Raw genomic sequence first — 25,309 nt, forward strand, 5'->3', positions numbered from 1 at the left:
GGTCGGGGTCCTAGGTCTCGGGGAGGGCATGGAGCCGGGCCTCGCAGGCCGCGGCGACGTCGGTGGTGGCGGCACGGCCGCGCAGGATCTCGGGGCGCCCGCCGGTGATCTGGTGCAGCACGCCCTGGTAGGCGCTGCGGGCGCCGCGCACGTCGCCGGCGGCCTCGTGGGCGCGGCCCAGGTGCAGGCCGGCCTCGACGAGGTCGGCGTCGAGGTAGCGGGCGCGGCGGAACGCGGCGACGGCGGCGGGCAGATCGCGACGCCGCAGGGCTTCCAGGCCGGATTCCAGCGCGACGACGGCGGCCTCGGCCGGCGTCTCGGAGGCGTCTACCGCGCCGGGGGGCCCGGGCGAGGGAGCACCGACGGTGGACGACATCTTCGTCCCGGCGGCGCCGGACGTCGCGGCCACCGCACGCGCGGGCGCGGCGGGGGCCGCGGGCGCCGCCGCATCCCGCGGGGCAGTGGCCCGCGGCGTGACGGCGGCAGCCCGGACGGCGCGGCGGACCGCGGCGTGCGGGACCGCTGGGCGTCCGCCGCCGGGCGGCAGCGCCCCGCGCAGGGCCAGGCGGTCCGCGGCGCCGACGATGAGCGTGCCGCCGGGGCGCAGCGCGCCCTGCAGCCGATCGAGGACGCGCGCCGCCGTCGCGGGGGCGAAGTAGATGAGGACGTTGCGGCAGAGGACGACGTCGAACCCGGGCGGTGCGACCGCGGGCGCCGCATCACGCACGAGGTTCTGCTCCGCGAACGTCACCGCCGAGCGCAGGGTCGCGCCGGCCCGCAGACCGGCGGGGTCACGCACGAACCAGCGGCTGCGCTGTTCGGCGGACAGGTGGCGCACCGCCCGGGCGCCGTAGACGCCCTCGCGGGCGCGGGCCAGCGCGTCGGGTGCGAGGTCGGTGCCGATCACCCGCAGGGGCGGGTCGGGCGTCCCGAGGGCCTCGGCGGCGCCGATCACGAGCGAGTAGGCCTCCTCGCCCGTCGAACAGCCGGCGCTCCAGGCGGTGAGACCCGTCCGGCCGGCGTCGCGGGCACCCAGCAGTAGCCTGGCCCAGTCGATGCGCGCGAGCTCGTCGGGGTGGCGCAGGAAGAAGGTCTCGTGGACGAGCACCTCGCGGGCGAGCGCGTCGACGAGCAGGCGGCGCCGCCGGAGGTCGGAGACGGCGTCCTCGGGCGTCGTGCCCGGGGCCAGCCGCTCGAGCGCGGCGCGCAGGGTCGCCAGGCCGGGACGGCCCAGGCGCGAGCCGCCGACCTCCTCGACCAGCGTGGCCAGGCGGGAGAGACCGTCAGACACGGGAGGTCCTCCGGTTCAGGGCGGCCAGGCCGGCGCCGATGCCGGCGAGGGAACGCGGGTCCGCGCCCGCCTGCACGGCCGCGGCGGGCATGCCCCAGACGGCCGACTCGGCGGGGCGTTGGGCCCACGCGTCGCCGCCGGCGCCGACGATCGAGGCCACGCCACGGGCGCCGTCGCGGCCCATGCCGGTCAGGACGACGCCGAGCGCGCGGGAGCCGGCGGTGCGGGCGAGGGAGTCGAGCAGCACGTCGCCGGAGGGCCGGTGCGGACCCGGGGCGTCGCGCTGGTCCTGGGCCAGCCGCCCGTCCCCCTGCAGCACGAGGTGCGTGCCGGTGGGCGCGATGACGACGCCCGGCGCCAGCGGCTCGCCGTCGCGGGCCATGCGGACGGGCACGGCCACGACGTCGGCGAGCCAGTCGGCGAGCCCCTCGGCGAAGCCGTCCGTGATGTGCTGGACGACCACGACGGGGACCCCGAACTTCGGGGGCAGCGCGGAGAGGACGGAGCGCAAGGCCTGCGGGCCGCCCGTCGAGCTGACGATGCCGACGACCTGCGCGCCGGCCGGGCCGCCCGACCGACGGGCCGGGGTGATCCCCCCGGACGCGCGGACGCCGTCCCCCAGATCCGGGGACGCGAAGGCGGGGTCGCCGGCACGCGGACCCGTCGCGGCACGCCCGGAGGCCGTCCGGCTTCGCGCCGCCCGGGCCTTCGCCGCCCGCGCCGCCACGTCGGGGGCCGCGGCCGGGGGCACGCGCTCGCCGCGCGCGATGGCGACGAGGCGCCGCCGCAGCGCCGCGGCGTCGTCGGCCCCGGAGGCGCCGAGGTGCACGTCGGACTTCGAGATCGCCTCGACCGCGCCCGCCGCGAGGGCGTCGACCACGATCGGGGGGCGCCGGCCCGCGTGGGCCGAGAGCACGACCACGGGCACGGGGTACGTCGCCATGATGCGCCGGACGGCCGCGGCGCCGTGCAGGCCCGGGCCGAGCTCCAGGTCCATCGTCACGAGGTCCGGCCGCGCCGTGGGCAGCGCGCGCAGCAGCGTCTCCGCGTCGGACGCGATCGTGACCACCTCGAACGCGTCGTCCTCCTCGAGCAGTCGAGCGATGCCGCGGGCGTACGCCAGGGAGTCCTCGCAGATGGCGACCCGGAGGGTCATGCGCGATCCACCAACCGGCCGACGGTCTCGAGCAGCGACGCCTGATCGAACTGGCCCTTGAGCACCCACGCGTCGGCGCCGGCGTCGGCGCCGCGCTGGCGGGCGCGCTCGTCGTCGCGGGAGGACACGACGACGACCGGCAGAGAGGCCAGCGCCGGTCGACCGCGCACGCCCTCGAGCACGCCGAAGCCGTCCAGGCCGGGCATGTCGATGTCGGTGATGACGCACGCAATGTCCTGCTCGCGGTCGAGCGTCGCCAGGGCCTCGTGTCCGTCCTGGGCCACGCGCACCCGGTAACCGGCCGACGCGAGGATCGTGCGCTGCAGCTCGCGGACGGTGAGCTGATCGTCGACGACGAGGACCTTCGGCGGCTCGACCGGCGCCGTCGCCGGACGCCGGGCGGTGGTCCGCCCGCGCCCCGCGTCGCGCACGAGGTGGGCGGGGTCCAGCAGCAGCGCGATGGCGCCGTCGGGCATGACGCTGCCGCCGAGGTAGGCGGGGAGACCCGCCAAGAGCGGCCCCAGCGGCTTGACGACCGCGTCCCGGTCGCCGAGCAGGCGGTCGCAGATGATGGCCGCGCGGGTGTCGCCGGAGCGGACGATCAGGACGGGGGCGCCGTCGGCGGGCGCGTCGGCCTCCTGGCCGATCAGGTCCGCGAGGTCCGAGAGGGGGAGCGGCTCGCCGCCGTGGCGGACGAACCGGCGGCCCTCGAGCTCCTGGACGTCGTGGCCGAGGACCGCTTCGTCCACGCTGTTGAGGTTGAGCCCGAACAGCTGGCCGCCGCGCTCGACGACGAGCACCTCGAGGACGGCGAGGGTCAGGGGCAGGACCAGACTGATCGTCGAGCCGCGACCCGGGTCGGAGCTCGCCTCGAGCCGCCCGCCGAGACCCTCGACGTGGCGCTTGACCGCATCGAGGCCGACCCCGCGACCGGAGAGCGCGGAGTCCGCGCCGCCGGTGGACGTGCCGGCCTCCGCCAGGATGTCGGCCAGGCCCACGCCCTCGGCCTCGGCCCGCAGCACGAGGGCGGGGGAGACGCCTCGCCCGTCGTCCGTGCAGGACACACGGACCTCGCCGCCGTGCTGGGCGGCGTGGAGCAGGATGCGGGCGGTGCGCGGCTTGCCCGCGGCCTCGCGCTCGTCCGGCGCCTCGACGCCGTGCGAGACCGCGTTGCGCAGCAGGTGCACCAGCACCTCGGCGATGCCGTCGAGGACGGAGCGGTCCAGCGGCGTGTCCATCCCCTCGAGGTCGAGGCGGACGTCGCGGTCGGTGGCGGCGGCGATGTCGCGCACGGCGCGGGGGAGCACCCCGGTGATCGTGCGCAGCGGCAGGGTGCGGAGGTCCAGGACGCTGTCCTGGAGGTCGCCGACGAGCGTCTCGCCGTGCTCGAGCTCCTGGCGGACGGCCTCGTCCTCCAGCGCTACGCGCCGGAGCAGGTGCTCGAGGCGCCCGCGGTGCAGCGCGGCCTCGCCCGTGGCGGCCAGGAGCGCGTCGACCTTGCCCGCGTCGACCCGCATCGTGCGGGTGACGGGGGTCGTCCCGGTCCGGTCGGCGCGCGAGGGCTCGCTCGTCGCGGGGCCCGACGGGGCGACCGGCGTGCCGTTCCTGGAGGGGGAGGCCGCGTCGGGGCTCGGCACGTCGGGTGCAGGGACGGAGGTCTCCGGCATGGAGGTGGGCACCGCCGGAGCGGGCGCCTGCGGCTGCGGACCGTCGGTCGGCCGGTCCGCGGAGGCCGGGGGGCCGGCGTCTGGGGCCGGATCGGGGGCCGCGGACCGCGTCAGGGCCTGGCGGGCGGGTTCGAGCCCGGACTCGTCGCCGTCCAGGGCGGCGCGGATCGCGTCCGCGGCCGCCAGCAGGCCGGGGGTGTCGGCGGTGAGGATGCGGCCCGCCTCCCGGACGCGCACGAGGACCTCCTCCATCGCGGTGGCGAGATCGCCGATGGCGTCGAAGCCGAACATCCCGGCCGAGCCGCGGATGGAGTGCGCGTCGCGGAACAGCGAGGCGATCTCGTCGCCGTCGCCCTCGCCGGCGCGCTCGACGGCGAGCAGCGTCCCGGCGATGCGCTCGATGCGCTCGACGCTCTCGTCGCGGAAGATCTGCAGGAGCGCGTCGTCCACGGCTCAGCCCTGCTGCGTGGCGGCGTCGAGCGTCGCCGCGATGTCGAGGATCCCCACGAGGTGCTCCGCGCCCACGACCGATCCCGTGGTCAGGGGCGAGGCCCCGGGGGTGATCTGCGTCTCGTCCACGAGCTCGATGTCCTCGACGCGGTCCACGGCGAGCCCGGCGCGGCGCAGCCCGTCCTCCACGACGACGAGCCGGGACGGCGTGCCGCCGCCGACGCCAAGCATCCCGGCCAGCCCGATGACGGGCAGCAGCTCGCCGCGCAGGGAGCGCACACCGGTCACGTGCCGGCCGGCGCCGGGGACGGGGGTCGGCACGCCGAGCAGCTCGACCTCTCGCACCTGGTGCACGGAGAGGGCGTAGCGCTCGCGGCCGACGACCACGCGCAGGTGCCGGTTCACGCCCGGCGCCCGCCGCTCGTCACGCCGTTCTTCTCGAGCAGGGCGTCCAGGTCGGACGCGAGCGCCTCGACCTGGGCCGTCGTCTCGACGCGGGCCGACTGCTCCGCGGAGAGCTGCTCGATCGCGCTGCGGATCTCCTGCAGGGCGGCGGCGACCTGCTCGGCCGCCTCGCGCTGCTGCTCCGTCGCCTGCAGGCTGTCGTCGAGCTCGGGGATCGACGCGTGCATGAGCTCGGAGATCAGGGCCGCCTGCTTCGTGCCCTGCTCCGTGGCGAGGATCGTGGCGTTCGTGCCGTTCTGCACCCGCGAGACGATCTGCTTGATCGACTCCGTGGAGCGGCCGGAGCGCTCCGCGAGCTTGCGGACCTCGACGGCGACGACGGCGAACCCGCGGCCGGCCTCACCGGCGCGCGCGGCCTCGATGGCGGCGTTCAGGGCGAGCAGGTCGGTGCGCTCCGCGATCTCCTCGAGCAGGTCGAGGATCTCGCCGATCTCCTGGCTCGCCTGTCCCAGGTCGAGCGTGCGGTCGGCGATCGCGTCGACCTGGGCGCGCATCTCCTCGACCGTCTGCACCGTCTGGGCGGCGGCGCCGGAGGACGTCTGGGCGGCGGCCGCGATGGACGAGGCCGTGGCGCTGAGCTCGTCGACGCTCGCGGCGAGCTGGGCGATCGCGGCGGACTGCTCGTTCGTGGCGGCAGCGGACTGCTGCGTCGCCGAGCGCATGGCCAGCGTGGCGCCGCTGAGCGAGCGCGAGGTGCGGCCCACGCGGTCGAAGAGCCGCGCCAGCAGCCGGACGACGTAGGCGATGAGGAGCAGGATCACGAGGCCGGCGACGACCGCGATGACGATGGCGGCGGTGCGCGCCTGGTCGGCGTTCTTCTGGGCGGCCGCGATGACGCGCGGCACCTCGGCCGCCTCGCCCTCGCCGAAGCGGGCCAGCAGGCCGCGCAGGCGCACGACGTCGCGGGTCGACTGGGCGAGCGCGGCGGAGTCCTGCGCGGCGTTGCCGGCCGCCAGCGCCGAGCGGCGCGAGGCGATGGCGGTGAGGTTCGCCTGGCGGATCGTGTTGAGCTGGGCCTGCTCGGGGACGTCGATGTCGCCGTCGCGCTCGAGCTCCTCGAGGAGCGGCTCGAAGCGGTCCTGCTCGGTGCGCAGGCGCTGCAGCGACGCCGGCTCCTTCGTGTTGATGTACGCGCTGGCGTACTGCATCCGGTTGAGCAGGTTCGCCGTCAGCGAGACGAGGACCCGCTGGGTCTCGGCCTGCTTGGCCACCCGGTCGTACTGGCGTTCCGCGGCGCCGAAGCGCCAGACGGACACGGCGACGGTGACGGCGAGCAGGGCGACGACGACGACGCCCGTCAGGGCGACGGTGCGAGAGGGTCCGGGGAGACGCGAGAACACAGTGCCCGGGTCATCGGCCGGACGTCCAGGAACTTGGACGGGCGGCCGCGCCCGCCCGCGCCGACCGTCCGCTGGTCGCCGCGCGTCCGCTGGTGGCCGTGCGTCCGCTAGTGGCCCGGCGGCAGGTGCCCGTGCCCGTGGTGCGGGCGGCCGGGGTCCGGGGTCTCGACCTCGGGGCGGGGCGGCCGGCGGTCCCGGCCGGAGCGCTTCGGCCCGCGCTTGACCCCGGCGCCGCCCATCACGGAGACGAGGTGGAGGTGCAGCACCGGGCCCCCGGGGTCGGGCTCGTCCGCGCCGATGCGCACCTCGTGCCCGCCCATGAAGGCGAACTTCGAGACCCGCACGTTCATGTGCTCGGGCACGCGGATCTCGGCGCCGCCCATGATCGAGATCACGTCGAGGTGGACTTCGTGGGCGTCGAACTCGACCTCGCTCAGGTCGAGCTCGGCGCCGCCCATGATCGAGATAGCTCGGCAGCGCCGGCCGAGCCGCCAGCGCCCGCGGCGCTGCGTCCCGCCCATGATCGCCACGAGCCAGTGGGTGCCGTCGTCGGCGTCGCGCACCGCGACGCGGCCGGGGGCCTGGGGCCGCTGCGCCGGGTGGACCGGGCGTCCGCCCGCGGGGACGAGGTCGGTGGTCAGCCCGGCGAGCTCGTCCAGCGTGACCGCCGCGTAGGTCGTGTCCAGGCGCTCGTCGAGCTCGAGGGCGGTCAGGCGCCCGTCGCCGCAGGCGGTGCGCAGGATCTCGGCCGTGCGCTCCCGGTCGGCGTCCGAGGCGCGCAGGGCGGGCGGCCCGGCCGCGGGGCGGGGAGCGGGCGCGGAGGGGTCGGGGTCCGGGGCGGCCATGCCCGCACCGTAGCGGCGGGGAGGGCCGCCGACGAGTCGCCCGCGCGTACGTCGGCTTGACACGTCGTCGAAGATTCTCCCCGCCGCTTTACACCTGCGCTACCTTGTGTCGAGTCGCTGTACAGCGATCGCCATGATGTCAAGAACGGAGCGGGTCATGGGTACGACCGCCGTCCCCCGGACGGGCGCCGCCGGCGCCGACCAGCAGCACGAGAACGACCACGGTCACGGGCACGACCACGGCCCCACGGCCGACGTGCCCGTTCCCGGGTGGAGCGACGGCAAGCGCTACGCCTGGCTGCTCGGGCTCATCGTCCCGGCCTCCCCGTTCCTCGGCTGGGGGCTCGTCGAGGCGACCGGCCTCGGCGTCTTCTGGTGGCTCGGGCCGATGCTCGTGTTCGCCGTCATGCCGATCCTCGACCTCGTGATCGGGACGGACGCCGAGAACCCGCCCGACCGGGTCCTCGCCTGGCTCGAGCAGGACCGCTGGTACCGGTGGTGCACCTACGCCTACCTGCCCCTGCAGTACGGCGGCCTCGTCCTGGCCTGCTCCATGTGGGCGTCGGGTGACCTCTCGCTCCTCGAGCAGCTGGGCCTGGCGATCACCGTCGGCTGCGTGTCGGGGATCGCGATCAACACGGCCCACGAGCTCGGCCACAAGCGCGACAAGGCGGAGAAGTGGCTCAGCCGCGTCGCGCTCGCCCAGTCGGGTTACGGCCACTTCTTCATCGAGCACAACCGTGGCCACCACGTGCGCGTCGCCACGCCGGAGGACCCGGCCAGCTCGCGGCTGGGGCAGAGCTTCTACGCGTTCTGGCCGCGCACCGTCTCCGGGAGCCTCACCTCGGCGTGGCACCTCGAGAAGGAGCGCCTGGCGCGCAAGGGCAGCGGCCCGTGGACGCTGCGCAACGACGTGCTGAACGCCTGGGCGATGAGCGTCGTCCTCTTCGCCGGGCTGCTCGCCGTGTTCGGCCTCGGGGTCGCCCCGTGGCTGCTGCTGCAGGCCGTCCTCGGCTTCTCGCTGCTCGAGGTCGTCAACTACCTCGAGCACTACGGCCTCGTGCGCGGCCGGCGCTCCGACGGCCGCTACGAGCGCTGCCGCCCCGAGCACTCCTGGAACAGCAACAACGTCGCGTCCAACGTCTTCCTCTACCACCTGCAGCGCCACTCGGACCACCACGCGCACCCCACCCGCCGCTACCAGGCGCTGCGCCACTTCGAGGAGGCCCCGCAGCTGCCCTCGGGCTACGCGACCATGATCCTCGCGGCCCTGATCCCGCCCGTCTGGCGTCGGGTGATGGACCCGCGGGTGATGGCCCACTACGCGGGAGACGTCGGGCGCGCCAACGTCCACCCGCCCGCCCGGGAGCGCGTGCTGCGTCGGCTCGGACCCGGCACCCCCGCCGCGATCGAGGGCGCCCGCGTGTTCGCCGAGCGCGAGGCGGCCGACGCCCGCGCCCGTGCCGCCGCCGAGGCGGAGGAGGCCGCCGAGGCCGCGGCCGCCCTCGCCGCGGTGGAGGCCCCGGCTCACCGCTGCCCCGTCTGCGGCTACGTCTACGCGGACGCGGCGGGTGACCCGCACGAGGGACTCAGGCCCGGCACGCCGTGGAGCGCGGTCCCCGACGACTGGTCGTGCCCGGACTGCGGCGTGCGCGACAAGGTCGACTTCGTGCCGGTGCGGGAGGCGGAGGGTGCCCTGGGCGGCTAGCGTGGGGGAGGTGTCCGCCGACGACGCCTCCTCGTTCGCCGACGTCTCGCGCTCGCTCCTGCGGCGCACGCTGCTCGAGGCCGCGCGCGACCTCGCCGCCGACCGCCCGTGGAAGGCCGTGACGATGGCGGCCGTCGCGGCGCGCGCCGGCGTCTCGCGCCAGACGGTCTACAACGAGTTCGGCTCGCGGCCGAACCTCACACAGGCCCTCGTCGTCCACGAGCTCGAAGAGTTCCTGGCCGCCGTCGAGGGGGCGATCCGCGAGCGGGCCGACGACCCCGCCGCGGCGGTCGCGGCGGCCGTCGACGTCTTCCTCCGTGCGGCGTCGGAGGACCCGCTCGTGGCGGCGGTCGCGGGCGAGGACGGTCGCGACGAGCTGCTCCCGCTGGTGACCTCGCGCGGCGAGCCGCTGCTGCGCCTCGGCCGCGAGCGCCTGGCCACGATCATCGGCGAGACGTGGCCGACGGTCGCCCGCGAGGAGTCCGAGTTCCTTGCGGAGACGATCATGCGCCTCGGCCTCAGCTACGTCGTCCTGCCCATCCCGCCCGACGCCACGCGCGTCACCGCCGAGGGGGTCGCGCGCCTGCTGCGCCCCTACCTCCGCGGACTCCTGGAGGTCACCGATGTCTGACCAGCCCGCCCCGCCGAGCCCCGCGACGGGCCCCGGCAGCCCGCCCGCCGGACCGTCCGACGCCGCGGGAGCGCCCCGCCACCGGCGCGTCCTCGCGACGGACGGCGTCTCCCTCGCCGTCCGCGAGCACGGGTCCGCGGAGCACCCGACGGTCGTGCTCGTCCACGGCTACCCCGACACGCAGGAGCTGTGGGACGGAGTGGTGGGGCGGCTCGTCGCCGACCACCACGTCGTGACCTACGACGTGCGCGGCGCGGGCGAGAGCGGGCGGCCCGACGGCCTCGCGCCCTACGCGCTCACGCAGCTCTCGGGCGACCTGCTCGCCGTGATCGAGGCCACCGTGCCCGACGGGCGCGCCGTCCACCTCGTCGGCCACGACTGGGGAGCGGTCCAGAACTGGGAGTCCGCGGCCCGGCCGCAGACGGCGCGGCGGATCTCGTCGTTGACCGCCGTGGCGGGCCCGAGCCTCGACCTGACCGCGCACGGCAGCCGCGCGCGCGGCCCGCTCGAGGGGCTCCGCCAGCTCGCGAAGTCCTGGTACATCGTGGCGTTCCACCTGCCGTTCGCCGCGCCCGCGCTGTGGCGCACGGTGCTCGGGCGCCACTGGGACGTGAGCTTCCGCCGCACGGAGGGCGTGGCACCGCCGCCGGGTCACCCCGCGCCGACGATCACCGCCGACGGCGTGGACGGGATCGCGCTCTACCGCCGCAACGTGCTCGAGCGGCTGCTGCGCCCGCGCTACGACCGGGTCGACGTCCCGCTCGTGCAGGTCGGGATCACGCTGGGGGACGCGTTCATCGACCCCGTCCTCTACGACGATCTGCCCGGGCGGATGCCGGAGCTGTGGATGCGCCGTGCGCCCGTGACCCACTGGGCCCCGCTGCTGCACCCGGACCTCGTCGCGGGCTGGGTTCGGGACGCCGTCGCCGCCCGCGAGCACGGGGCGGCGCCGCCCGAGGACGCGGAGACCCACCGAAGCTACCCCCGGTAGTATCGACGGGGGTGCCGGGGTGGTCGCGGTGGGGACCGCGGGAGGACCACGCCGGCCCGAACGTCCCCGCCGCCGGCGGGGCGGTGTAGGTTCGCTCGCGGATGAGGACGACGATGGCGCCACGGGGCACGCAGGGGACGACGGCGGGCGCGGCCGACGCGCCACGCCGGCACGCGGGGGCGTGCCGATGAGCCTCGTGCCGCGCGGGGTCACCCGCCGCGCCAACCGCCTCGGCGTCGTCGCCCAGAACGCGCTCGAGGTCGTCCTGCTCGGCGGGCTCGAGACGGGGGAGCGTCCCGCGCCCTTCGAGGTCGTCACGGAGCAGCGGATCTACCGCCTGCGCCACTACTTCGCCGACGGGGGCTCGGGCGCGACGCGCGCGGGCGACGGGCCCGTCGACCCGGCCGTCCCTGAGGCGGTGGCCCCCGACGCGGTGGCCGCCGCCGACGGCGGGAGCCCGGACGGCGCGGCGGGCGAGGGACCGGCGGCCGAGGGCGAGGCCGTCGACGACCGCCCCGTCGTGCTGCTCGTCCCGCCGATGATGCTGGCCACGGAGGTCTACGACGTCTCGCCCCAGGCCAGCGCGGTGACCGAGCTCCACCGGCTCGGCATGGACCCGTGGGTCGTCGACTTCGGGGCCCCGGAGCACGAGGAGGGCGGCCTGGAGCGGACGCTCACCGACCACGTGCTCGCGGTCTCCGACGCGATCGACCGGGTGCGCCGGGCCACCGGCCGCGACGTGCACCTGACGGGCTACAGCCAGGGCGGGATGTTCTGCTACCAGTGCGCCGCCTACCGGCGAAGCGACGGCATCGCCTCGATCATCACCTTCGGCAGCCCCGTGGACTTCAGCGGCAAGCTGCCGCTGGGCCTGCCGAACGCCGCCACGCACCTGGCGCACTTCCTCGCCGACGAGGTCTTCGCGGAGCGCGCGCTCCCGGGCTGGGCGAGCTCCACGATCTTCCGGATGATGGATCCGGTCAAGACGACCCGGCAGCGGATCGACTTCCTCCGCCGGCTCGGCGACCGCGAGGCGCTCCTGCCCCGCGAGGGCCAGCGGCGGTTCCTCGAGGGCGGCGGGTTCGTCGCGTGGTCGGGGCCCGCGATCGCGGAGCTGCTGCGCCAGTTCGTGGCGCACAACCGGATGATCTCGGGCGGCTTCGTCGTCGAGGGCCGGCTCGTCACCCTCGCCGATCTGACCTGCCCGATCCTCGTCTTCACGGGCGACTTCGACACGATCGCGATCCCGGAGACGGTGCGGGCGATCCAGCGCGCGACGCCGCACACCGCCGCCTACGAGGTCCGCGTGCCGTCGGGCCACTTCGGGATGGTCGTCGGCTCGTCCGCGGGCGAGGTCTCGTGGCCCACCGTCGACGCCTGGACGTCGTGGGTGCAGCGCGGCAGGCCCGCGGGCGAGCCGGCCCCGGAGCGCTTCGAGCGGATCGTCGACGACGGCCCGCGCGAGCTCGAGGGCGGGCCGACCGTCGTGGCCAGCGTCGAGCTCGCCGCCACGGCGAGCATGGGCCTGGCGCGCTCCGTCGTGCGCACCGCGCGCCGCTCCGGCCGCGCGATGTTCGGCCTGGCGACGGAGGCCGCGGCGCAGCTGCCGCGCATCTTCCGCCTGGAGCAGATCCAGCCGAACACCCGCATCTCGATGGGGCTCCTGCTCGACGAGCAGGCCCGGCGCGCCCCGGAGGACGTGCTCTTCCTGTTCGAGGACCGCGCGATCACCCACGCGGCGGCGAAACACCGCATCGACTCCATCGTCCGCGGCCTCATCAGCCTCGGCGTGCGGCAGGGGCAGCACATCGGCGTGCTCATGCAGCCGCGCCCGTCGGGGCTCTCCGCCGTCGCGGCCCTCAGCCGCCTCGGGGCGGTCGCCGTGCTCATGCGGCCCGACGGCGACCTGGAGCGCGAGGCCGAGCTGGGCCAGGTCGAGGCGGTCATCGCCGACCCGGAGCTGGCGTCCGCCGCGGCCGAGGCGCTCGACGTCGAGGTCTTCGTCCTCGGTGGTGGCTCGGATCCGCGCGATCTCGGTCCGCGCGTGATCGACATGGAGCGGATCGACCCCGACGTCGTGCAGGTGCCCGCCTGGTACCGGCCGAACGCCGGACGCGCCGCGGACCATGCGTTCGTCGTCTTCTCCGGCGAGGGGGCGGGCACGCGGGCGAAGCGGATCACGAACCACCGCTGGGCGCTGTCGGCGTTCGGCACCGCGACGGCCGCGTCGCTGTCCCCGGCCGACACGGTCTACGCGGTCACGCCGCTGCACCACCCGTCGGGCCTCCTGACGACGGTCGGCGGCGCCGTCGCCTCGGGCGCCCGCATCGCGCTGGCCCGCCAGTTCGACACGGCCACGTTCTGGGACGAGGTCCGCCGCTACGGCGTCACCGTCGTCTCCTACACGTGGACGCTGCTGGGCGAGCTCGTCGAGGCGCCCCGGCACCCGGCCGAGACGCACAGCCCGCTGCGCCTGTTCATCGGCTCCGGCATGCCGCGTGGCCTGTGGCTGCGGGTGCTCGACCGCTTCCCGCCCGCCCGCGTGCTCGAGTTCTACGCCTCGACGGAGGGCGACGCCGTGCTCGCCAACGTGTCGTCCCGCCCCGGCTCTAAGGGCCGGCGGCTCCCGGGCTCCGCCGAGGTGCGGCTCGCGCGGTGGGACGCCACGACGGGCACGCTGCTCGAGGGCGCCGACGGGTTCGTCCTCCCGGCCGACCACGGCGAGATCGGCATGCTGCTGGCCCGGGTGCGCACCTCGGTCGAGGTCGCACCCGGCACCCCGCTGCGCGGCGTCTTCGCCCGCGGCGACGCGTGGCACGTCACGGGGGATCTCTTCCGCTACGACGACCGCGGCGACCTCTGGCTCGTCGACCACGCGCAGGCGGCGATCCACACCGCGCGCGGCGTCGTCTACGCGTTCCCGATCCACGACGCGCTCGGCGGCCTCCCGGCCATCGATCTCTCCGTCGTCTACGCGATCGACGGCCCCGAGGGCGCGCTCGCGGTGGCGGCCGTGACCCTGCGCGACGGCCACGAGCTGACCCCGGCCGACCTCACCGCGACGCTCACGGGGCTCGACGCCGGCTGCCGGCCCGACCTCGTCCACGTCGTCGACGAGATCCCCGTGACCACCTGGTACCGCCCGATGATCGGTGCGCTCCGCGAGGCGGGCGTCCCGAAGGTCCGCCGCCCCGCCCGCGCCTGGGCGCTCGATCGCGAGCGCGACGCCTACGTGCCGCTCACGGCCGCGGCCCGGCGCAGGCTCGAGGCGAGCCCGGCGCAGGCCGAGGCCGCGGCCGCCGACTGAGCGGGCGGGGCGAGGCCCTACGCGTCCGCCGGCCGGTCCCGCAGCAGCGCCCGGAACCGCTCGGGGTCGGCGGTGGCCGGCTCCGTCTCGTCGAGGAACGCCCGCAGCTCGCGGGTCAGCTCGTGCGGCGCCTCGAGCGGCGGGAAGTGGCCGACGCCGTCGAGCACCACGAGCCGGCTGCCGGGCATCGCCGCGTGCGCGCGCCGCCCGTGGCCCACGGGGATCATCGGGTCGCGGGCGCCCCACACGATCAGCGTGGGCATCGCCGCGGCGAGGTAGAGCCGGTCGCCCGCGAACACGCGCTGGCCGACGGGCCCCACGACGGCGCGCAGGGTGGCGAGGAACGCGGCGCGGGTCTCGCGGTCGGCGAGCGAGGCGACGCTGCGCCCGAGCTCCCGGGCGGGCGCCGATACGCGCTCCGGGCGCACGATCCGCAGGGCCCGCAAGGCCCGGCCGCCGCCGACGGCCGCGTGCCCCAGGCCGGCGGTCACGAGCTCGGCTCCGGGCAGCGCGGCGCTGCGGAGGACCAGGTTCACGCTCCGTCCCAGGCCACCGCTCGAGACGAGCACGAGCCGCTCCGCGTGCTCCGGGAAGAGGTAGGAGTACTGCATCGCCACCCCGCCCCCGAGTGAGTGGCCGACGACCGTCGCGCGCTCCAGGCCGAGTGCGAGCAGCAGGTCCCGCAGGGTCGCGGCGAGGGCGCCCACGGAGTAGTCGCCGGCCGAGCTGCCCGAGCGGCCGTGGCCGGGCAGGTCCGGCGCGATCACCGTATGGGTGCGGGCGAGGTCGGGCAGCAGCGCGTCCCAGACCGCGTTGGTCCCCAGGATCCCGTGGACGAGCAGCACGACGGGGCCGCTCCCCGCGCGGCGGTAGGCCAGGCGGTGGCCGTGCAGGTCGATCGTCGCGTCCTCCACGTGGACGGTGGGGCGGCGCGGCGGCGTCATGCCTCGCAGCCTACGCGCGGTGCTCGCCGGCGCCCGCCAGGCGGTAGAGGTGCTCGGGCCGCCCCGTCGCGCCGTAGCGCAGGTCGAGCGCCACGGCGCCGCTGCGGGTGAGCGTCGACAGGTGCCGCTGCGCCGTGGCGCGGCTGACCCCGACGGCGCGGGCGACCTCGCTCGCCGACTGCTCCCCGGTCGACGCCTGGAGCGCGTCGAGGATCCGCCGCGCGGTGGGCGGCGCCTCGTCGCGGGCCCCTCCGGCGTCGTCGCCGCCGTGACGCAGGGCGAAGAGGCCGTCGATCTCGCGCTGGTCGACCTCGCCCGCGCGGCGCAGCCGGCCCTGCAGGCGGGCCCACGCCTCGAGGTGGCCGCGCAGGACCGCGAAGTCCACGGGCTTGAGCAGGTAGTGGACCGCGCCGGCCGAGAGCGCCGCGCGGACGGACGCGAGGTCGCGCGCCGCGGTCAGCATCAGCACGTCGGGCGCGCCGTCGCGGGGCTGGCGCAGCCGCCGCAGCAGGTCGATCCCGTCCGCGTCGGGCAGGTAGCGGTCCAGGAGGACGAGGTCGGGCCGGTGGCGCGCGGCGGCGTCGATCGCGGCGGTGGCGGTGTGGACGGACGCGACGACCCGTAGGCCGGGCACGGCGGCCACGACCTCGGCGTGCAGCGCGGCCACGCGGAAGTCGTCGTCCACGACGAGCACGTCGAGCATCAGGGGCGCCTCCCGGCGGTCGTGGTGGGGATCGAGTCCGGCCCGGTCGCGGGATCGGTGGCGGGCGCTGCGTCCGTGGGCCGGGCCCCGTCCGCTCCGCGGACGGCGCCGGGCAGCCACACCGTGAAGACGGCGCCCGCGGGGCCGTCGTCGTCCTGCTCGGCCGCGGCCTCCACGGTGATCTCGCCGCCGCGGCGCACCACGAGCTGGTGGACGAGCGAGAGCCCGACGCCGCGGCCGCTGGCGGCCTTCGTGGAGAAGCCGGCGCGGAAGACGTCGTCGCGGTCGCCCTCGGGCACGCCCGGGCCGCTGTCGCGCACCCACACGAGCAACGCGTCGGCCTCGGCCGCCACGCCCAGGAGCACCCGGGGCGGCTCGCCCGGTCGCGGGGCGGTGGCGGCGGCGTCGATGGCGTTGTCGACGAGGTTGCCCACGATCGTCAGCACCTCGCGCGGGTCGAGCAGGTCCTCGTCCAGGCGGCTGTCGGGGGAGAGGTCCAGGATGACCCCGCGCTCCGCCGCGATCGTCGCCTTCGCGAGCAGCAGGGCCGCCACCCGCGGCTCGGCGATCCGCTCGGCGATCTCGTGCCGTAGACCGACGTCGGCGTCCGTCGCCTCCGCGATGAACGCCCGCGCCTCCTCGTGGTGCCCGAGCGCGAGCAGCCCGGCGAGGGTGTGCAGGCGGCCGGCGAACTCGTGGGCCTGGGCGCGCAACGCCTCCGAGAGCCCGCGGACGGAGTCGAGCTCGCGCACCAGGTCGTCGAGCTCCGTGCGGTCGCGCAGCGTGGCGACGGCGCCGAGGTCGCGGTCGTCGCGCCGCACCGCGATCCGGTTGGCGACCACGATCCGCTCGCCGTGCAGGAGCAGCTCGTCCGTGCCGGGGGAGTCGCCGCGCAGGAGGGCACGCAGGGCGCCGTCGGGCACGACGTCGTCGACCGGGCGGCCGACGTCGGCCGCGCGCAGGCCGGTCAGGCGCGTGGCCTCGTCGTTGACGAGCCGCAGCCGCCCGTCCGCGTCGAGCACGACGACGCCCTCGCGGATGCCGTGGAGCATCGCCTCGTGCTCCTGGACGAGCGCGCGCAGCTCCCGCAGCTCGAGTCCGTAGGTCTGCCGCTCGAGCCGGCGGGCGAGCAGGTACGAGGCCAGGACCCCGATGAGCAGCGCGACGGAGAGGTAGAGCGCCAGGCCGGGCGCCAGGCTGCGCAGCTCGCGGTGGAGCGCCCGCTCGTGGATGCCGACGGAGACCTCGCCGACGATGCGTCCCTCGTGGCGCAGCGGGATCTTCGCCCGCGCCGAGCGCCCGAGCGTGCCGGTCTCGATCGCCAGCACGGTCTCGCCGCGCAGCGCGGCGGACGGGTCGGTCGAGACCCGCCGGCCGATGCGTCGCGGGTCGGGGTGGGAGAAGCGGATGCCGCGCTCGTCCGTGACCACCACGAACGTCGTGCCCGTCGCCCGGCGGATGGCCTCGGCACGGCGCTGGACCTCGCCGTCGCGGTCGTCGCGCACGACGGCCCGGGCGACCTCGGGCGTGGCGGCCACGGACCGCGCGACGAGCAGCGCGCGGGCCTCGTACTGCTCGTCGAGCCGCGACTGCGCGGACGCGACGGCGAGGGCGAAGCCCGCCAGCAGCGTGACGGCCAGGATCACCAGCTGGAACGCGAGGATCTGACCGGAGAGCCGGCGGGGGCCGCGGTGCACCCGTCGATCATGGCAGGCGTGAGCACAACGCGCAGAACGTGCGAAGCGCGCAGATCGCGCGCAGCGCGCGCAACGCTTGCGTGACGCCGGCCACAGACCTACGGTGGCGCTTTACGGACGGGGACCCCTGCGCGCAACCGGCGCGCGGACCGGTCGCCGTCAGGAGGAGGAGAGATGTCGACGACCACCACGAGGTGGGCGATCGGAGGCGTGCTCGCCGTGTTCTGCCTGATCGCCGTCGCCTTCCCGGGCGGCGAGACGGGCGGCGACGACGGGCCGTACCCGGACCGCCGCGTACAGATCATGGCCCCGGCCGACCCCGGCGGCGGCTGGGACTCGACCGCCCGCGCCCTGCAGGCCACGATCCGCTCCGCCTACCCGAAGGGTCCGGGCGCCGAGGTCTACAACGTCGGCGGCGCCGGCGGCACGCTCGGGCTCTCGCAGCTCGTCTCGAAGGACGCCGGCGACCCGTACCAGCTCATGGTCATGGGCCTCGTGATGCTCGGCGCGATCGAGACGAACCGCTCGCCGAACACGATCGACGACGTCGTGCCGATCGCGACGCTGACGACGGAGACCGAGGCGATCGTCGTCCCCGCGAAGTCGCCGCTGAAGACGCTGGACGACCTGGTCGCGAAGCTCAAGCAGGACCCGAGCTCGATCTCGTGGGCCGGCGGCTCGGCCGGCGGGACGGACCAGCTGCTCGTCGGCGAGCTCGCCCGCACGATCGGCGCGGACCCGCGCCGCACGAAGTACATCGCGCACTCCGGCGGCGGCGAGGCCAACACGGCCATCCTCTCCGGTGCGGTCGACGTCGGCGTGTCCGGCATCGGCGAGTTCACGAGCCAGCTCGAGGCCGGGAAGATGCGGCTGCTCGCCGTGTCCTCACCGACCACGACGAAGGTCAAGGGCACGCAGGTCCGCACGCTGAAGGAGCAGGGCGTCGACCTGGAGCTCACGAACTGGCGCGGCATCGTCGCCCCTCCGGGGATCGACGACGAGGAGCGGAAGAAGATCACCGCCTGGGTCTCCGGCGTGCTGAAGACGCCCGCCTGGCAGGAGAACCTGAAGCGCTTCGAGTGGACGCCGTTCGTCCGCACGGGGCCCGCGCTCGACGCCTTCGTCGACAGCGAGCAGCGCCGCGTCAAGCAGGTCGTGCGCGACCTGGGACTGGGGGAGTAGATGAGCACCGAGATGCAGCCGGCGTCCGCGCCGGAGCCCGCGGGGTCCGCGTCGCGGGCCCCGATCGTCGAGCGCCACGTGCCCTGGATGGGGCCACGCCTCGTGGGTCTGGCCATCCTCGCCCTCGGCATCGCCGCGCTGGCGGCGACGACGACCATCCGCAGCGCCGAGCTCGGCTGGTCCGTCGAGGGCCCGCGGTTCGCCCCGGCGGTCGCGTCCGTCGCGACGATCGTGCTCTCCCTGCTGTTCCTGTTGCGCACGGTCTGGCGCCCCGACGTCGCGCTCGCGCGCTTCGCCGCGGACGAGTCGGAGCAGACCACCTGGGAGACCCCCGGCGGCCTCATCGCCGCGCTGCTCGGGTACGCCCTGCTGCTGACGGCGTTCGGCTACGCGCTGGCGACGACGGTCTTCATCTGGCTCGTGGCCTGGCTGCTCGGCAGCACGAGCCCGAGGCGCGACGCGATCGTCGCGGTCGTCCTCGGCGTCGGCGTGTCCTTCGCGTTCTCGCGCCTGCTCGGCGTGCGGCTCCCGACCGGCCCGTGGGGCGTCTGACATGGACCTCTCGCTCCTGTCCCTCGTGGACCCGGCGCTCGCCGCCAACCTGCTGGACGGCTTCGGCAACGTCCTCTCGCCGGAGAACCTGCTGCTCGCCGCGGCGGGCGTCACGCTCGGCACCCTCGTCGGCGTGCTCCCGGGCATCGGCCCCGCGCTGACGATCGCGCTGCTGCTGCCCCTGACGTTCAACTTCTCGGACCCCACGGGCGCGTTCATCCTCTTCGCCGGCATCTACGCCGGCGGCATGTACGGCGGGTCGACCACTTCGATCCTGCTGAACACCCCGGGCGAGAGCTCGTCCGTGGCCACCGCGATCGAGGGCCACCAGATGGCCCGGAGGGGGCGAGCGCGTGCAGCTCTGGCGACGGCCGCGATCGGCTCGTTCGTCGCGGGCACGATCGGCATCGTCCTCCTCACCTTCGTGGCGGAACCGGTCGCGACGCTGGCGGTGAAGTTCCGCCCCGAGGACTACTTCATGCTCGCGCTGATCGCGTTCGCGTCGGTGACGACGCTCGTGGCGCGCTCCATGATCCGCGGGCTGCTGTCCCTCTGCCTCGGCCTGCTGATCGGGTTCGTCGGCCTCGACGGCCTGACGGGCCAGTCGCGCCTGACCTTCGGCGTCGCCCAGCTCGGCAACGGCGTCGACATCGTGATCGTCGCCGTCGGCCTCTTCGCCGTCGGCGAGGCGCTGCACATGGCCGCGAAGCTCCGCAAGGGCGGCGGGGGCCAGGAGGAGATCATCGACCCCGACGCCCAGGACGACGGGGGCGACGGCGCGGCGCCCCGCGGGCGGTTCGGTCGCAAGCGCAACCCCTGGCTGACGAAGGCCGACGCGCGACGTTCCTGGAAGCCGTGGCTGCGCGGTGCGGCGATCGGGTTCCCGTTCGGCGCCCTGCCGGCCGGTGGTGCCGAGGTGCCGACGTTCCTCTCCTACGCGGCCGAGAAGCGCCTGACGAAGCACCCCGAGGAGTTCGGCAAGGGCGCGATCGAGGGCGTCGCCGGCCCGGAGGCCGCGAACAACGCGTCCTTCTCCGGCACCCTCGTGCCGCTGCTGACGCTCGGCATCCCGACGTCGGCGACCGCCGCGATCATGCTCTCGGCCTTCCAGGTGTTCAACCTGCAGCCCGGCCCGGAGCTGTTCGAGAAGCAGAGCGACCTCGTGTGGACGCTGATCGCGTCCCTCTACGTCGGCAACGTGCTGCTGCTGCTGCTCAACCTGCCGCTGATCCGCGTGTGGGTGAAGGTGCTCGAGGTGCCGCGGCCGCTGCTCTACGCGGGGATCCTGGCCTTCGCCACCCTCGGCGTCTACTCCCTCTCCGGGAGCACCACCGAGGTCGTCGTGATGTACGTCATCGGCATCGTCGGGTTCTTCATGCGGCGCTACGACTTCCCCGTCGCGCCCGTCATCCTCGGCGTGATCCTGGGCCCGGTCATGGAGCTCCAGGGCCGCCGCGCCCTGGTCGGCTCGGGCGGCGATCTCTCGATCTTCGTGAGCCGGCCGCTGACGGTCGTGCTCCTGATCGTGGCGATCCTCGCCCTCGTGGTGCCGTACCTGCCGGCGATCGTCGCCCGCCTCCGTGGCCGCAAGGACGGGCACAAGCTCGTCTTCCACGACGAGGACTAGCGGCGCTCGGCCGCCCGCGTCCCCGGCGGCCGCCGGGGACGCGGGCGGCCAATCGACAGGACCGCGGCGAGTTGCATCATCGGACCGACTCGCCGCGAGGTGTATAGGGTGCGTCGCATGAAGCGACTCACTCCTCCCGATCCTCCCGCCTGGACGGCGCGCCCCGAGCACGCGGCGTGCGCCCCCGCGGGGTCGGCGTGAGCACGCCCGCCGGGGCCCCGGCCCCCGTCGCCGCTCCGGGCCGGGTCCTGCTCGTCGTGGCCGCTGCGGTCTTCCTCGCGAGCCTCGACCTCTTCATCGTCAACGTCGCGTTCCCCGACATCGCGGCGAGCTTCGACGGCGCCTCCGTCTCCTCCCTCTCCTGGGTGCTCAATGCGTACGCCATCGTGTTTGCGGCGCTCCTGGTGCCCGCCGGGCGCTTCGCCGATCTCGTGGGTCGCCGCCGGGCGTTCCTCCTGGGCCTCGGGGTCTTCGTCGGCGCGTCGGCCCTCTGCGCCCTGGCGTGGTCCGTGCCGTCCCTCGTCGGCTTCCGCGTGCTGCAGGCGCTGGGGGCGGCGCTCCTCATGCCCAGCTCGCTGGCCCTGCTGCTCGACGCCTACCCGCCCGCGGGCCGGGCGAAGGCGATCGGCGCGTGGGCCGCGGCCGGCGGCGTCGCCGCGGCGCTCGGGCCGCCCGTCGGCGGGGTGCTCGTCGAGCTCTCGTGGCGCTGGGTGTTCCTCGTCAACGTGCCCTTCGGCGTTGCGGCCGTGGTCGCGGGCGTGCGGATCCTGCGTGAGTCACGGGACGAGCTCGACCGCCGGCGGCCCGACCTCGTGGGGGCCGCGGTGCTGGTCGCCGGCGTGGGGCTCCTCTGCTGGGGGCTCGTCGACGCCCCCGACGACGGGTGGGGCGATCCCCGCACGCTCGGGCGGCTGGGGGTCGGCGTGCTGATGCTCGTCGCCGTGGTCCTGCGGTCCCGCACCGTCGACGGCCGGCGGGCCCCCGTGCTGGAGCTCGCCCTCTTCCGTCAACGCCCCTTCGCGCTCGCGACGCTCAGCGCGCTGCTGTTCTCCGTGGCGTTCGCGGCGATGCTGCTCAACCACGTGCTGCTGATGACGGGCCCGTGGCGGGCGTCCGTGCTGACAGCGGGCCTGTCCCTGGCCCCGGGGCCGCTCATGGCGGCCGTGTTCGCCACGTCGTCCGGCGGGCTCGGTGACCGCATAGGACAGGGCCGGCGCGCCGTCCTGGGCAACCTGGTCTTCGCGCTCGGGTGCGCCTGGTGGCTGTGGCGGGTCGGCCCGGAGCAGCGCTACGTCACCGAGGTGCTCCCCGGGATGCTGCTGTCGGGGATCGGCGTCGGCCTGTTCCTGCCGAGCGTCTCGACCGCCGTGGCCGCGACGCTGACGCCGCAGCGGCTCGCCTCCGGCTCCGCCATCCTCAGCGCCGCACGGCAGCTTGGGACCGTGGGCGGGGTGGCCGTCCTCGTGGCGGTCCTGGGGACGGGGGCCGCCTCCGGCGGCATCGAGCCGTTCCGCGACGGCTGGACGATGATGCTCGCCGCCGCGCTGCTCGCCGGCGTGGCGGCCGCGGGCATCGGGCCCGACCCGCACCCGGCGTCCTCGGACCCGGAGGGGCGGACCGGGGGCGACAGGGCCGGAGTGGCCGCGGGGCCGGCGGCCGTCGCGGCCGGCTGATCCCGCGGGGACGGCGGCCGCGACGGGCGCAGGCCGTCACGGCCGGGCCGCCGGCAGCCGGCGCCGCCCGCGCACCCGCGCCCGCGCGCGACCCCCAACGCACCGCGGCGCCCCTGGGGGCGCCGCGGTCACTGCGTGCTGCTGGTCCCGCGGCGAGCGCCGCGGGGGAGGGTCTGGCTCAGCGCCCGCCGGAGCGGCCGCCGGAGCGCCCGCCCGAGCGGCCGCCGGAGCGCCCGCCGGCGCCGCCGCGGCCACCGGAGGACTCGCCACCGCGCTGACGGCCGCCGAAGCCGCCGCCGCCCTGGTGGTCGGAGCGGCTCTGGCCCTGACGGCCGCCGCCGTGGTCGCCGCCGCGGCCGGGACGGGCCTGGCGCGGGGCCTGCTTGCGCTGGACGCCCGGGCCCTTCTCGCCCGGGGCGCCGACGCGCAGACCCGCGGCCTCGAGCTGCGTGCCCAGGTTCAGGTCGCGCGCCATGACGCCCATGTCGAGGCGCTCCTCCGGCTCGACGAACGTGACGCCGATGCCGGTCTTGCCCGCGCGGCCCGTACGGCCGATGCGGTGCGTGTACGTCTCCATGTCGACGGGGATGTCGTACTGGATGACGTGGGTGACGTCGTCGACGTCGAGGCCACGGGCGGCGACGTCGGTGGCGACCAGCGTCGTCACCTGGCCGTCCTCGAACGCGGCGAGGGCCTTGCGGCGCTGCGCCTGCGAGCGGTTGCCGTGCAGGGCGACGGACTCGACGCCGGACTGCGCGAGCTTGCGGACGAGCTTGTCCGCGCCGAACTTCGTCTTCACGAAGACGACGGCCAGGCCGCGGTCGCGGTCCTTGAGCTGGTCGACGAGGTGGTCGATCTTGTCGTCGCGCGTCACCTGGCGGAAGCGATGCTCGATGTTGCCCTCGTCCTTCTTCTCCCCGGCGAACTCGATGAGCTTCGGGTCACGCGTGTAGGCGCGGGCGATCTCGCCGACGCGGCCGTCGAGCGTGGCGGAGAGGAAGAGCGTCTGGCGGTCCGTGCGGCACTGGGACACGATGCGCTTGACGGCGGGCTGGAAGCCCATGTCGAGCATGCGGTCGGCCTCGTCCAGGACGAGCATCTTCACGTCGGCGAGGGAGACGGCGCGGCGCTGGAGGAGGTCCTCCAGGCGGCCCGGGGTCGCGACGAGGATGTGCGAGCGCGTGGCCAGGCGGGCCTGCTTCTCGATGCCGGCGCCACCGAAGACGGCGGTGACGGCCAGCGCGCGGGAGTGGGCGATCTCGCGGATCTCGTCGACGATCTGCGTCGCGAGCTCGCGGGTCGGCACGAGCACCAGGGCGCTCGGACGGGGATCCTCGGCCTCGATGCCCTCGACGAGGGCGACGCCGAAGGCGATCGTCTTGCCGGAGCCGGTGGGGGACGCGACGAGGATGTCGCGGCCGGAGAGGGCGTCCGGGAGCGCGAGCTCCTGGATGGCGAACGGGGACTCCATACCGCGTTCGGCGAGTGCCGTCGAGACGGCGTTGGACACGCCGAGGTCGGCGAACGTCTGGGACATGGTGCTCCTCTGAGAGGACGTGGCGAGCTGCGATGCCGGCCGGTGGGAGCGCTCTAGCTACCGGCCGCGATCGTGCCCGTCCAGGTGAGGAGCGGGGCGTCGCGCGTGGAGAGAACGCGGGAACATGGTGGGCACCGGGCAGCCGCGAAGGAGAACCAACGGCAGCGGCGCTGATGCGCACCAAGTGAGGACTCTACAGCGCCCCGGGTTCCTGTGCGTGACCACGGGCACGCAGCGGCCCCAGGATCCCCGCGGCTTGCAGGGGAATCCTGCGCGCCCCCGCGGGGCGGTCGCTCGCCCGGCGCCCACGCCCGTCCTTCGTTACGGTCGAGACCGTGAGTCTCGTATCGAACGCGATCGCCGCCCCGATCCTCGCCGCCGCCTCACGGACCCCGGAGCAGGTCGAGGCGGCACGGAAGCGTCTGGACCGCGTCTGCGGCGACGACGGCTCGTGGCAGGACACCCTCTGCCGCTCCATGTACGACGGCTACGTCGGTACCACCCAGCAGGCGCTGAACCGCTACGCGGCTCAGACGGTCCACTGGTTGACGACGGGGTTCCTGAAGATCCTGTTCATCCTGGTCGTCGCCTGGGTCGTCAATCGGCTCCTGCGCCGGCTGGTCGTGAAGATCGGGCGGCGCAAGGGCGGAGGGCGCCTCACCCGCGGCCTCTCCGTCGTCCGCCGGATGACCCCGAGCGCGCTGCTCGAGACCCAGGAGATCTCCGTCCGCGGCGAGCAGCGGCGCGAGGCGGTACTGGGGATCCTCAAGAGCATCATCAGCGGCTTCGTCTACGCGACCGCGATCTTCATGGCGCTCGGCGAGGTCGGCATCGACCTGGCCCCGCTCCTGGCCGGCGCCGGCGTGGTCGGCGTGGCGCTCGGCTTCGGCGCCCAGACCCTGGTGGGCGACTTCCTGTCCGGCATCTTCATCCTCGTCGAGGACCAGTACGGGGTGGGGGACGAGGTGACGTTCCGGCCCAAGTCCGCCGCGGGCGAGCCCGTCGTCGGCACCGTCGAGGCCCTCAGCCTGCGCAACACGCGCCTGCGGGCGCTCGACGGCACCGTCTGGCACGTGCCCAACGGCGAGATGCGCGCGGTCGGCAACCAGAGCCAGCACTGGTCCCGCGCCGTCCTCGACGTGCCGGTGGCGCACGGCACCGACATCGCGCGCGCCAAGGAGGTCATCGCCCGGGTCGCCGAGGAGCTGCGCGCGCACGACCCCAGCGTGCTCGAGCCGCCCGAGGTCTGGGGCGTGCAGGCGCTCAACGCGAACGGCATCACGGTGCGGCTCGTCATCAAGACGACCCCGTCGCGCCAGTGGGCGGTCACGCGCGCGCTCCGCGAGGCGCTGCTGAAGGCGTTCGCCGAGGAGGGCATCGCGATGCCCGTGGCGGACAGCCCGGTGGGCGACCCGCTCGCCTCGACCTGAGCCGGGGCACCCGGATCCGCGGCGACGCGGGAAGGACCATCGGGGGCGGACGGCGAACACTGTGAGCCTCGTGCCCCGACGTGCAAGTCCGATTGTCCCCGCAACCGTCTCCT

The 25,309-nt window shown here is 75.5% G+C and carries 19 protein-coding genes and 1 pseudogene; 9 read left to right on the forward strand and 11 right to left on the reverse strand.

The window, feature by feature from the left end; translation table 11 throughout:
• Positions 1-10: 10 nt before the first annotated feature.
• From F593_RS28560 to F593_RS25700, 6 genes are all read right to left on the reverse strand, one after another.
• Positions 11-1,291, reverse strand: coding sequence for a CheR family methyltransferase (locus tag F593_RS28560; RefSeq protein ID WP_022929598.1), 1,281 nt, complete (start codon positions 1,289-1,291; stop codon positions 11-13).
• Positions 1,284-2,447: a chemotaxis protein CheB gene (locus F593_RS28565; protein WP_022929599.1), complete on the reverse strand. Its 1,164-nt coding sequence runs from the start codon at positions 2,445-2,447 to the stop codon at positions 1,284-1,286. Before F593_RS28565 ends, F593_RS28560 begins: the two co-directional genes overlap by 8 nt.
• A complete protein-coding gene (locus F593_RS0115160; protein ID WP_022929600.1) occupies positions 2,444-4,564 on the reverse strand; it encodes a hybrid sensor histidine kinase/response regulator in 2,121 nt (706 codons plus the stop codon). Before F593_RS0115160 ends, F593_RS28565 begins: the two co-directional genes overlap by 4 nt.
• A gap of 3 nt (positions 4,565-4,567) precedes the next feature.
• The gene (locus tag F593_RS28570) at positions 4,568-4,969 is read right to left on the reverse strand and encodes a chemotaxis protein CheW (RefSeq protein WP_022929601.1); all 402 of its coding nucleotides are present in this window, start codon (positions 4,967-4,969) and stop codon (positions 4,568-4,570) included.
• Positions 4,966-6,369, reverse strand: a complete 1,404-nt coding sequence (locus tag F593_RS0115170; protein ID WP_022929602.1) for a methyl-accepting chemotaxis protein — start codon at positions 6,367-6,369, stop codon at positions 4,966-4,968. Before F593_RS0115170 ends, F593_RS28570 begins: the two co-directional genes overlap by 4 nt.
• Before the next feature lie 107 nt (positions 6,370-6,476).
• Positions 6,477-7,214, reverse strand: a complete 738-nt coding sequence (locus F593_RS25700) for a DUF1707 SHOCT-like domain-containing protein (RefSeq protein WP_022929603.1) — start codon at positions 7,212-7,214, stop codon at positions 6,477-6,479.
• A 157-nt stretch (positions 7,215-7,371) separates the two neighbouring features.
• Here F593_RS25700 and F593_RS31220 point away from each other — a divergent pair, with 157 nt between their 5' ends.
• The 4 genes from F593_RS31220 to F593_RS25710 all read left to right on the forward strand — a co-directional run bounded on the left by F593_RS31220 (position 7,372) and on the right by F593_RS25710 (position 13,851).
• A complete protein-coding gene (locus tag F593_RS31220; RefSeq protein ID WP_022929604.1) occupies positions 7,372-8,922 on the forward strand; it encodes a fatty acid desaturase in 1,551 nt (516 codons plus the stop codon).
• Between the two features lie 10 nt (positions 8,923-8,932).
• The gene (locus F593_RS0115185) at positions 8,933-9,553 is read left to right on the forward strand and encodes a TetR/AcrR family transcriptional regulator (protein WP_022929605.1); all 621 of its coding nucleotides are present in this window, start codon (positions 8,933-8,935) and stop codon (positions 9,551-9,553) included.
• A complete protein-coding gene (locus F593_RS25705; RefSeq protein WP_022929606.1) occupies positions 9,546-10,544 on the forward strand; it encodes an alpha/beta fold hydrolase in 999 nt (332 codons plus the stop codon). Before F593_RS0115185 ends, F593_RS25705 begins: the two co-directional genes overlap by 8 nt.
• Before the next feature lie 187 nt (positions 10,545-10,731).
• Positions 10,732-13,851 (forward strand): alpha/beta fold hydrolase, encoded by a 3,120-nt coding sequence (locus F593_RS25710; protein WP_022929607.1) that lies wholly within the window; start codon positions 10,732-10,734, stop codon positions 13,849-13,851.
• 17 nt (positions 13,852-13,868) lie between these two features.
• Here the strand turns inward: F593_RS25710 and F593_RS0115200 are convergent, their stop codons facing one another.
• From F593_RS0115200 to F593_RS25715, 3 genes are read right to left on the reverse strand one after another with little or no spacing between them, the layout of a single operon-like run.
• Entirely contained in the window at positions 13,869-14,795 is a 927-nt protein-coding gene (locus F593_RS0115200; RefSeq protein WP_022929608.1) for an alpha/beta fold hydrolase, read from the reverse strand.
• Positions 14,796-14,805: 10 nt separating this feature from the next.
• Complete coding sequence (locus F593_RS29385; protein WP_028721713.1) at positions 14,806-15,498, reverse strand: response regulator; 693 nt, start codon at positions 15,496-15,498, stop codon at positions 14,806-14,808.
• Complete coding sequence (locus F593_RS25715; protein WP_022929610.1) at positions 15,498-17,195, reverse strand: ATP-binding protein; 1,698 nt, start codon at positions 17,193-17,195, stop codon at positions 15,498-15,500. Before F593_RS25715 ends, F593_RS29385 begins: the two co-directional genes overlap by 1 nt.
• A 174-nt stretch (positions 17,196-17,369) precedes the next feature.
• Between F593_RS25715 and F593_RS0115215 the strand changes: the two genes are divergently transcribed.
• The 4 genes from F593_RS0115215 (at position 17,370) to F593_RS25720 (ending at position 22,229) form a co-directional block, all read left to right on the forward strand.
• Positions 17,370-18,377 carry a Bug family tripartite tricarboxylate transporter substrate binding protein gene (locus F593_RS0115215; RefSeq protein ID WP_022929611.1) on the forward strand — a complete coding sequence of 336 codons (1,008 nt, stop codon included), beginning with the start codon at positions 17,370-17,372 and terminating at the stop codon, positions 18,375-18,377.
• A complete protein-coding gene (locus F593_RS0115220) occupies positions 18,378-18,929 on the forward strand; it encodes a tripartite tricarboxylate transporter TctB family protein (protein ID WP_022929612.1) in 552 nt (183 codons plus the stop codon).
• A gap of 1 nt (position 18,930) precedes the next feature.
• Positions 18,931-20,556: a tripartite tricarboxylate transporter permease gene (locus F593_RS0115225; RefSeq protein WP_022929613.1), complete on the forward strand. Its 1,626-nt coding sequence runs from the start codon at positions 18,931-18,933 to the stop codon at positions 20,554-20,556.
• Between the two features lie 197 nt (positions 20,557-20,753).
• Positions 20,754-22,229, forward strand: a complete 1,476-nt coding sequence (locus F593_RS25720; protein ID WP_245540812.1) for an MFS transporter — start codon at positions 20,754-20,756, stop codon at positions 22,227-22,229.
• A gap of 178 nt (positions 22,230-22,407) precedes the next feature.
• Here the strand turns inward: F593_RS25720 and F593_RS0115235 are convergent, their stop codons facing one another.
• Together F593_RS0115235 and F593_RS31290 are read right to left on the reverse strand one after the other, a co-directional pair.
• Complete coding sequence (locus F593_RS0115235) at positions 22,408-23,292, reverse strand: helicase-related protein (protein WP_425415785.1); 885 nt, start codon at positions 23,290-23,292, stop codon at positions 22,408-22,410.
• Positions 23,269-23,766, reverse strand: a pseudogene (locus tag F593_RS31290) (DEAD/DEAH box helicase); the annotation flags it as partial. The pseudogene F593_RS31290 and the gene F593_RS0115235, both read right to left, overlap by 24 nt.
• Before the next feature lie 335 nt (positions 23,767-24,101).
• Here F593_RS31290 and F593_RS25725 point away from each other — a divergent pair.
• Positions 24,102-25,196 (forward strand): mechanosensitive ion channel family protein, encoded by a 1,095-nt coding sequence (locus tag F593_RS25725; RefSeq protein WP_022929616.1) that lies wholly within the window; start codon positions 24,102-24,104, stop codon positions 25,194-25,196.
• Positions 25,197-25,309 lie beyond the last annotated feature (113 nt).

It is taken from the genome of Patulibacter americanus DSM 16676, from assembly GCF_000420025.1.
GTDB lineage: Bacteria > Actinomycetota > Thermoleophilia > Solirubrobacterales > Solirubrobacteraceae > Patulibacter > Patulibacter americanus.

What these genes read in the sequence shown, in the direction of transcription:
- F593_RS28565 (WP_022929599.1), bottom strand. Translation starts at nt 2,447, where the DNA reads ATGACCCTCCGGGTCGCCATCTGCGAGGACTCCCTGGCGTACGCCCGC.
- F593_RS25700 (WP_022929603.1), bottom strand. Translation starts at nt 7,214, where the DNA reads ATGGCCGCCCCGGACCCCGACCCCTCCGCGCCCGCTCCCCGCCCCGCG.
- F593_RS31220 (WP_022929604.1), top strand. Translation starts at nt 7,372, where the DNA reads ATGGGTACGACCGCCGTCCCCCGGACGGGCGCCGCCGGCGCCGACCAG.
- F593_RS25705 (WP_022929606.1), top strand. Translation starts at nt 9,546, where the DNA reads ATGTCTGACCAGCCCGCCCCGCCGAGCCCCGCGACGGGCCCCGGCAGC.
- F593_RS25710 (WP_022929607.1), top strand. Translation starts at nt 10,732, where the DNA reads ATGAGCCTCGTGCCGCGCGGGGTCACCCGCCGCGCCAACCGCCTCGGC.
- F593_RS0115200 (WP_022929608.1), bottom strand. Translation starts at nt 14,795, where the DNA reads ATGACGCCGCCGCGCCGCCCCACCGTCCACGTGGAGGACGCGACGATC.
- F593_RS29385 (WP_028721713.1), bottom strand. Translation starts at nt 15,498, where the DNA reads ATGCTCGACGTGCTCGTCGTGGACGACGACTTCCGCGTGGCCGCGCTG.
- F593_RS0115215 (WP_022929611.1), top strand. Translation starts at nt 17,370, where the DNA reads ATGTCGACGACCACCACGAGGTGGGCGATCGGAGGCGTGCTCGCCGTG.
- F593_RS0115220 (WP_022929612.1), top strand. Translation starts at nt 18,378, where the DNA reads ATGAGCACCGAGATGCAGCCGGCGTCCGCGCCGGAGCCCGCGGGGTCC.
- F593_RS0115225 (WP_022929613.1), top strand. Translation starts at nt 18,931, where the DNA reads ATGGACCTCTCGCTCCTGTCCCTCGTGGACCCGGCGCTCGCCGCCAAC.
- F593_RS0115235 (WP_425415785.1), bottom strand. Translation starts at nt 23,292, where the DNA reads ATGGGCTTCCAGCCCGCCGTCAAGCGCATCGTGTCCCAGTGCCGCACG.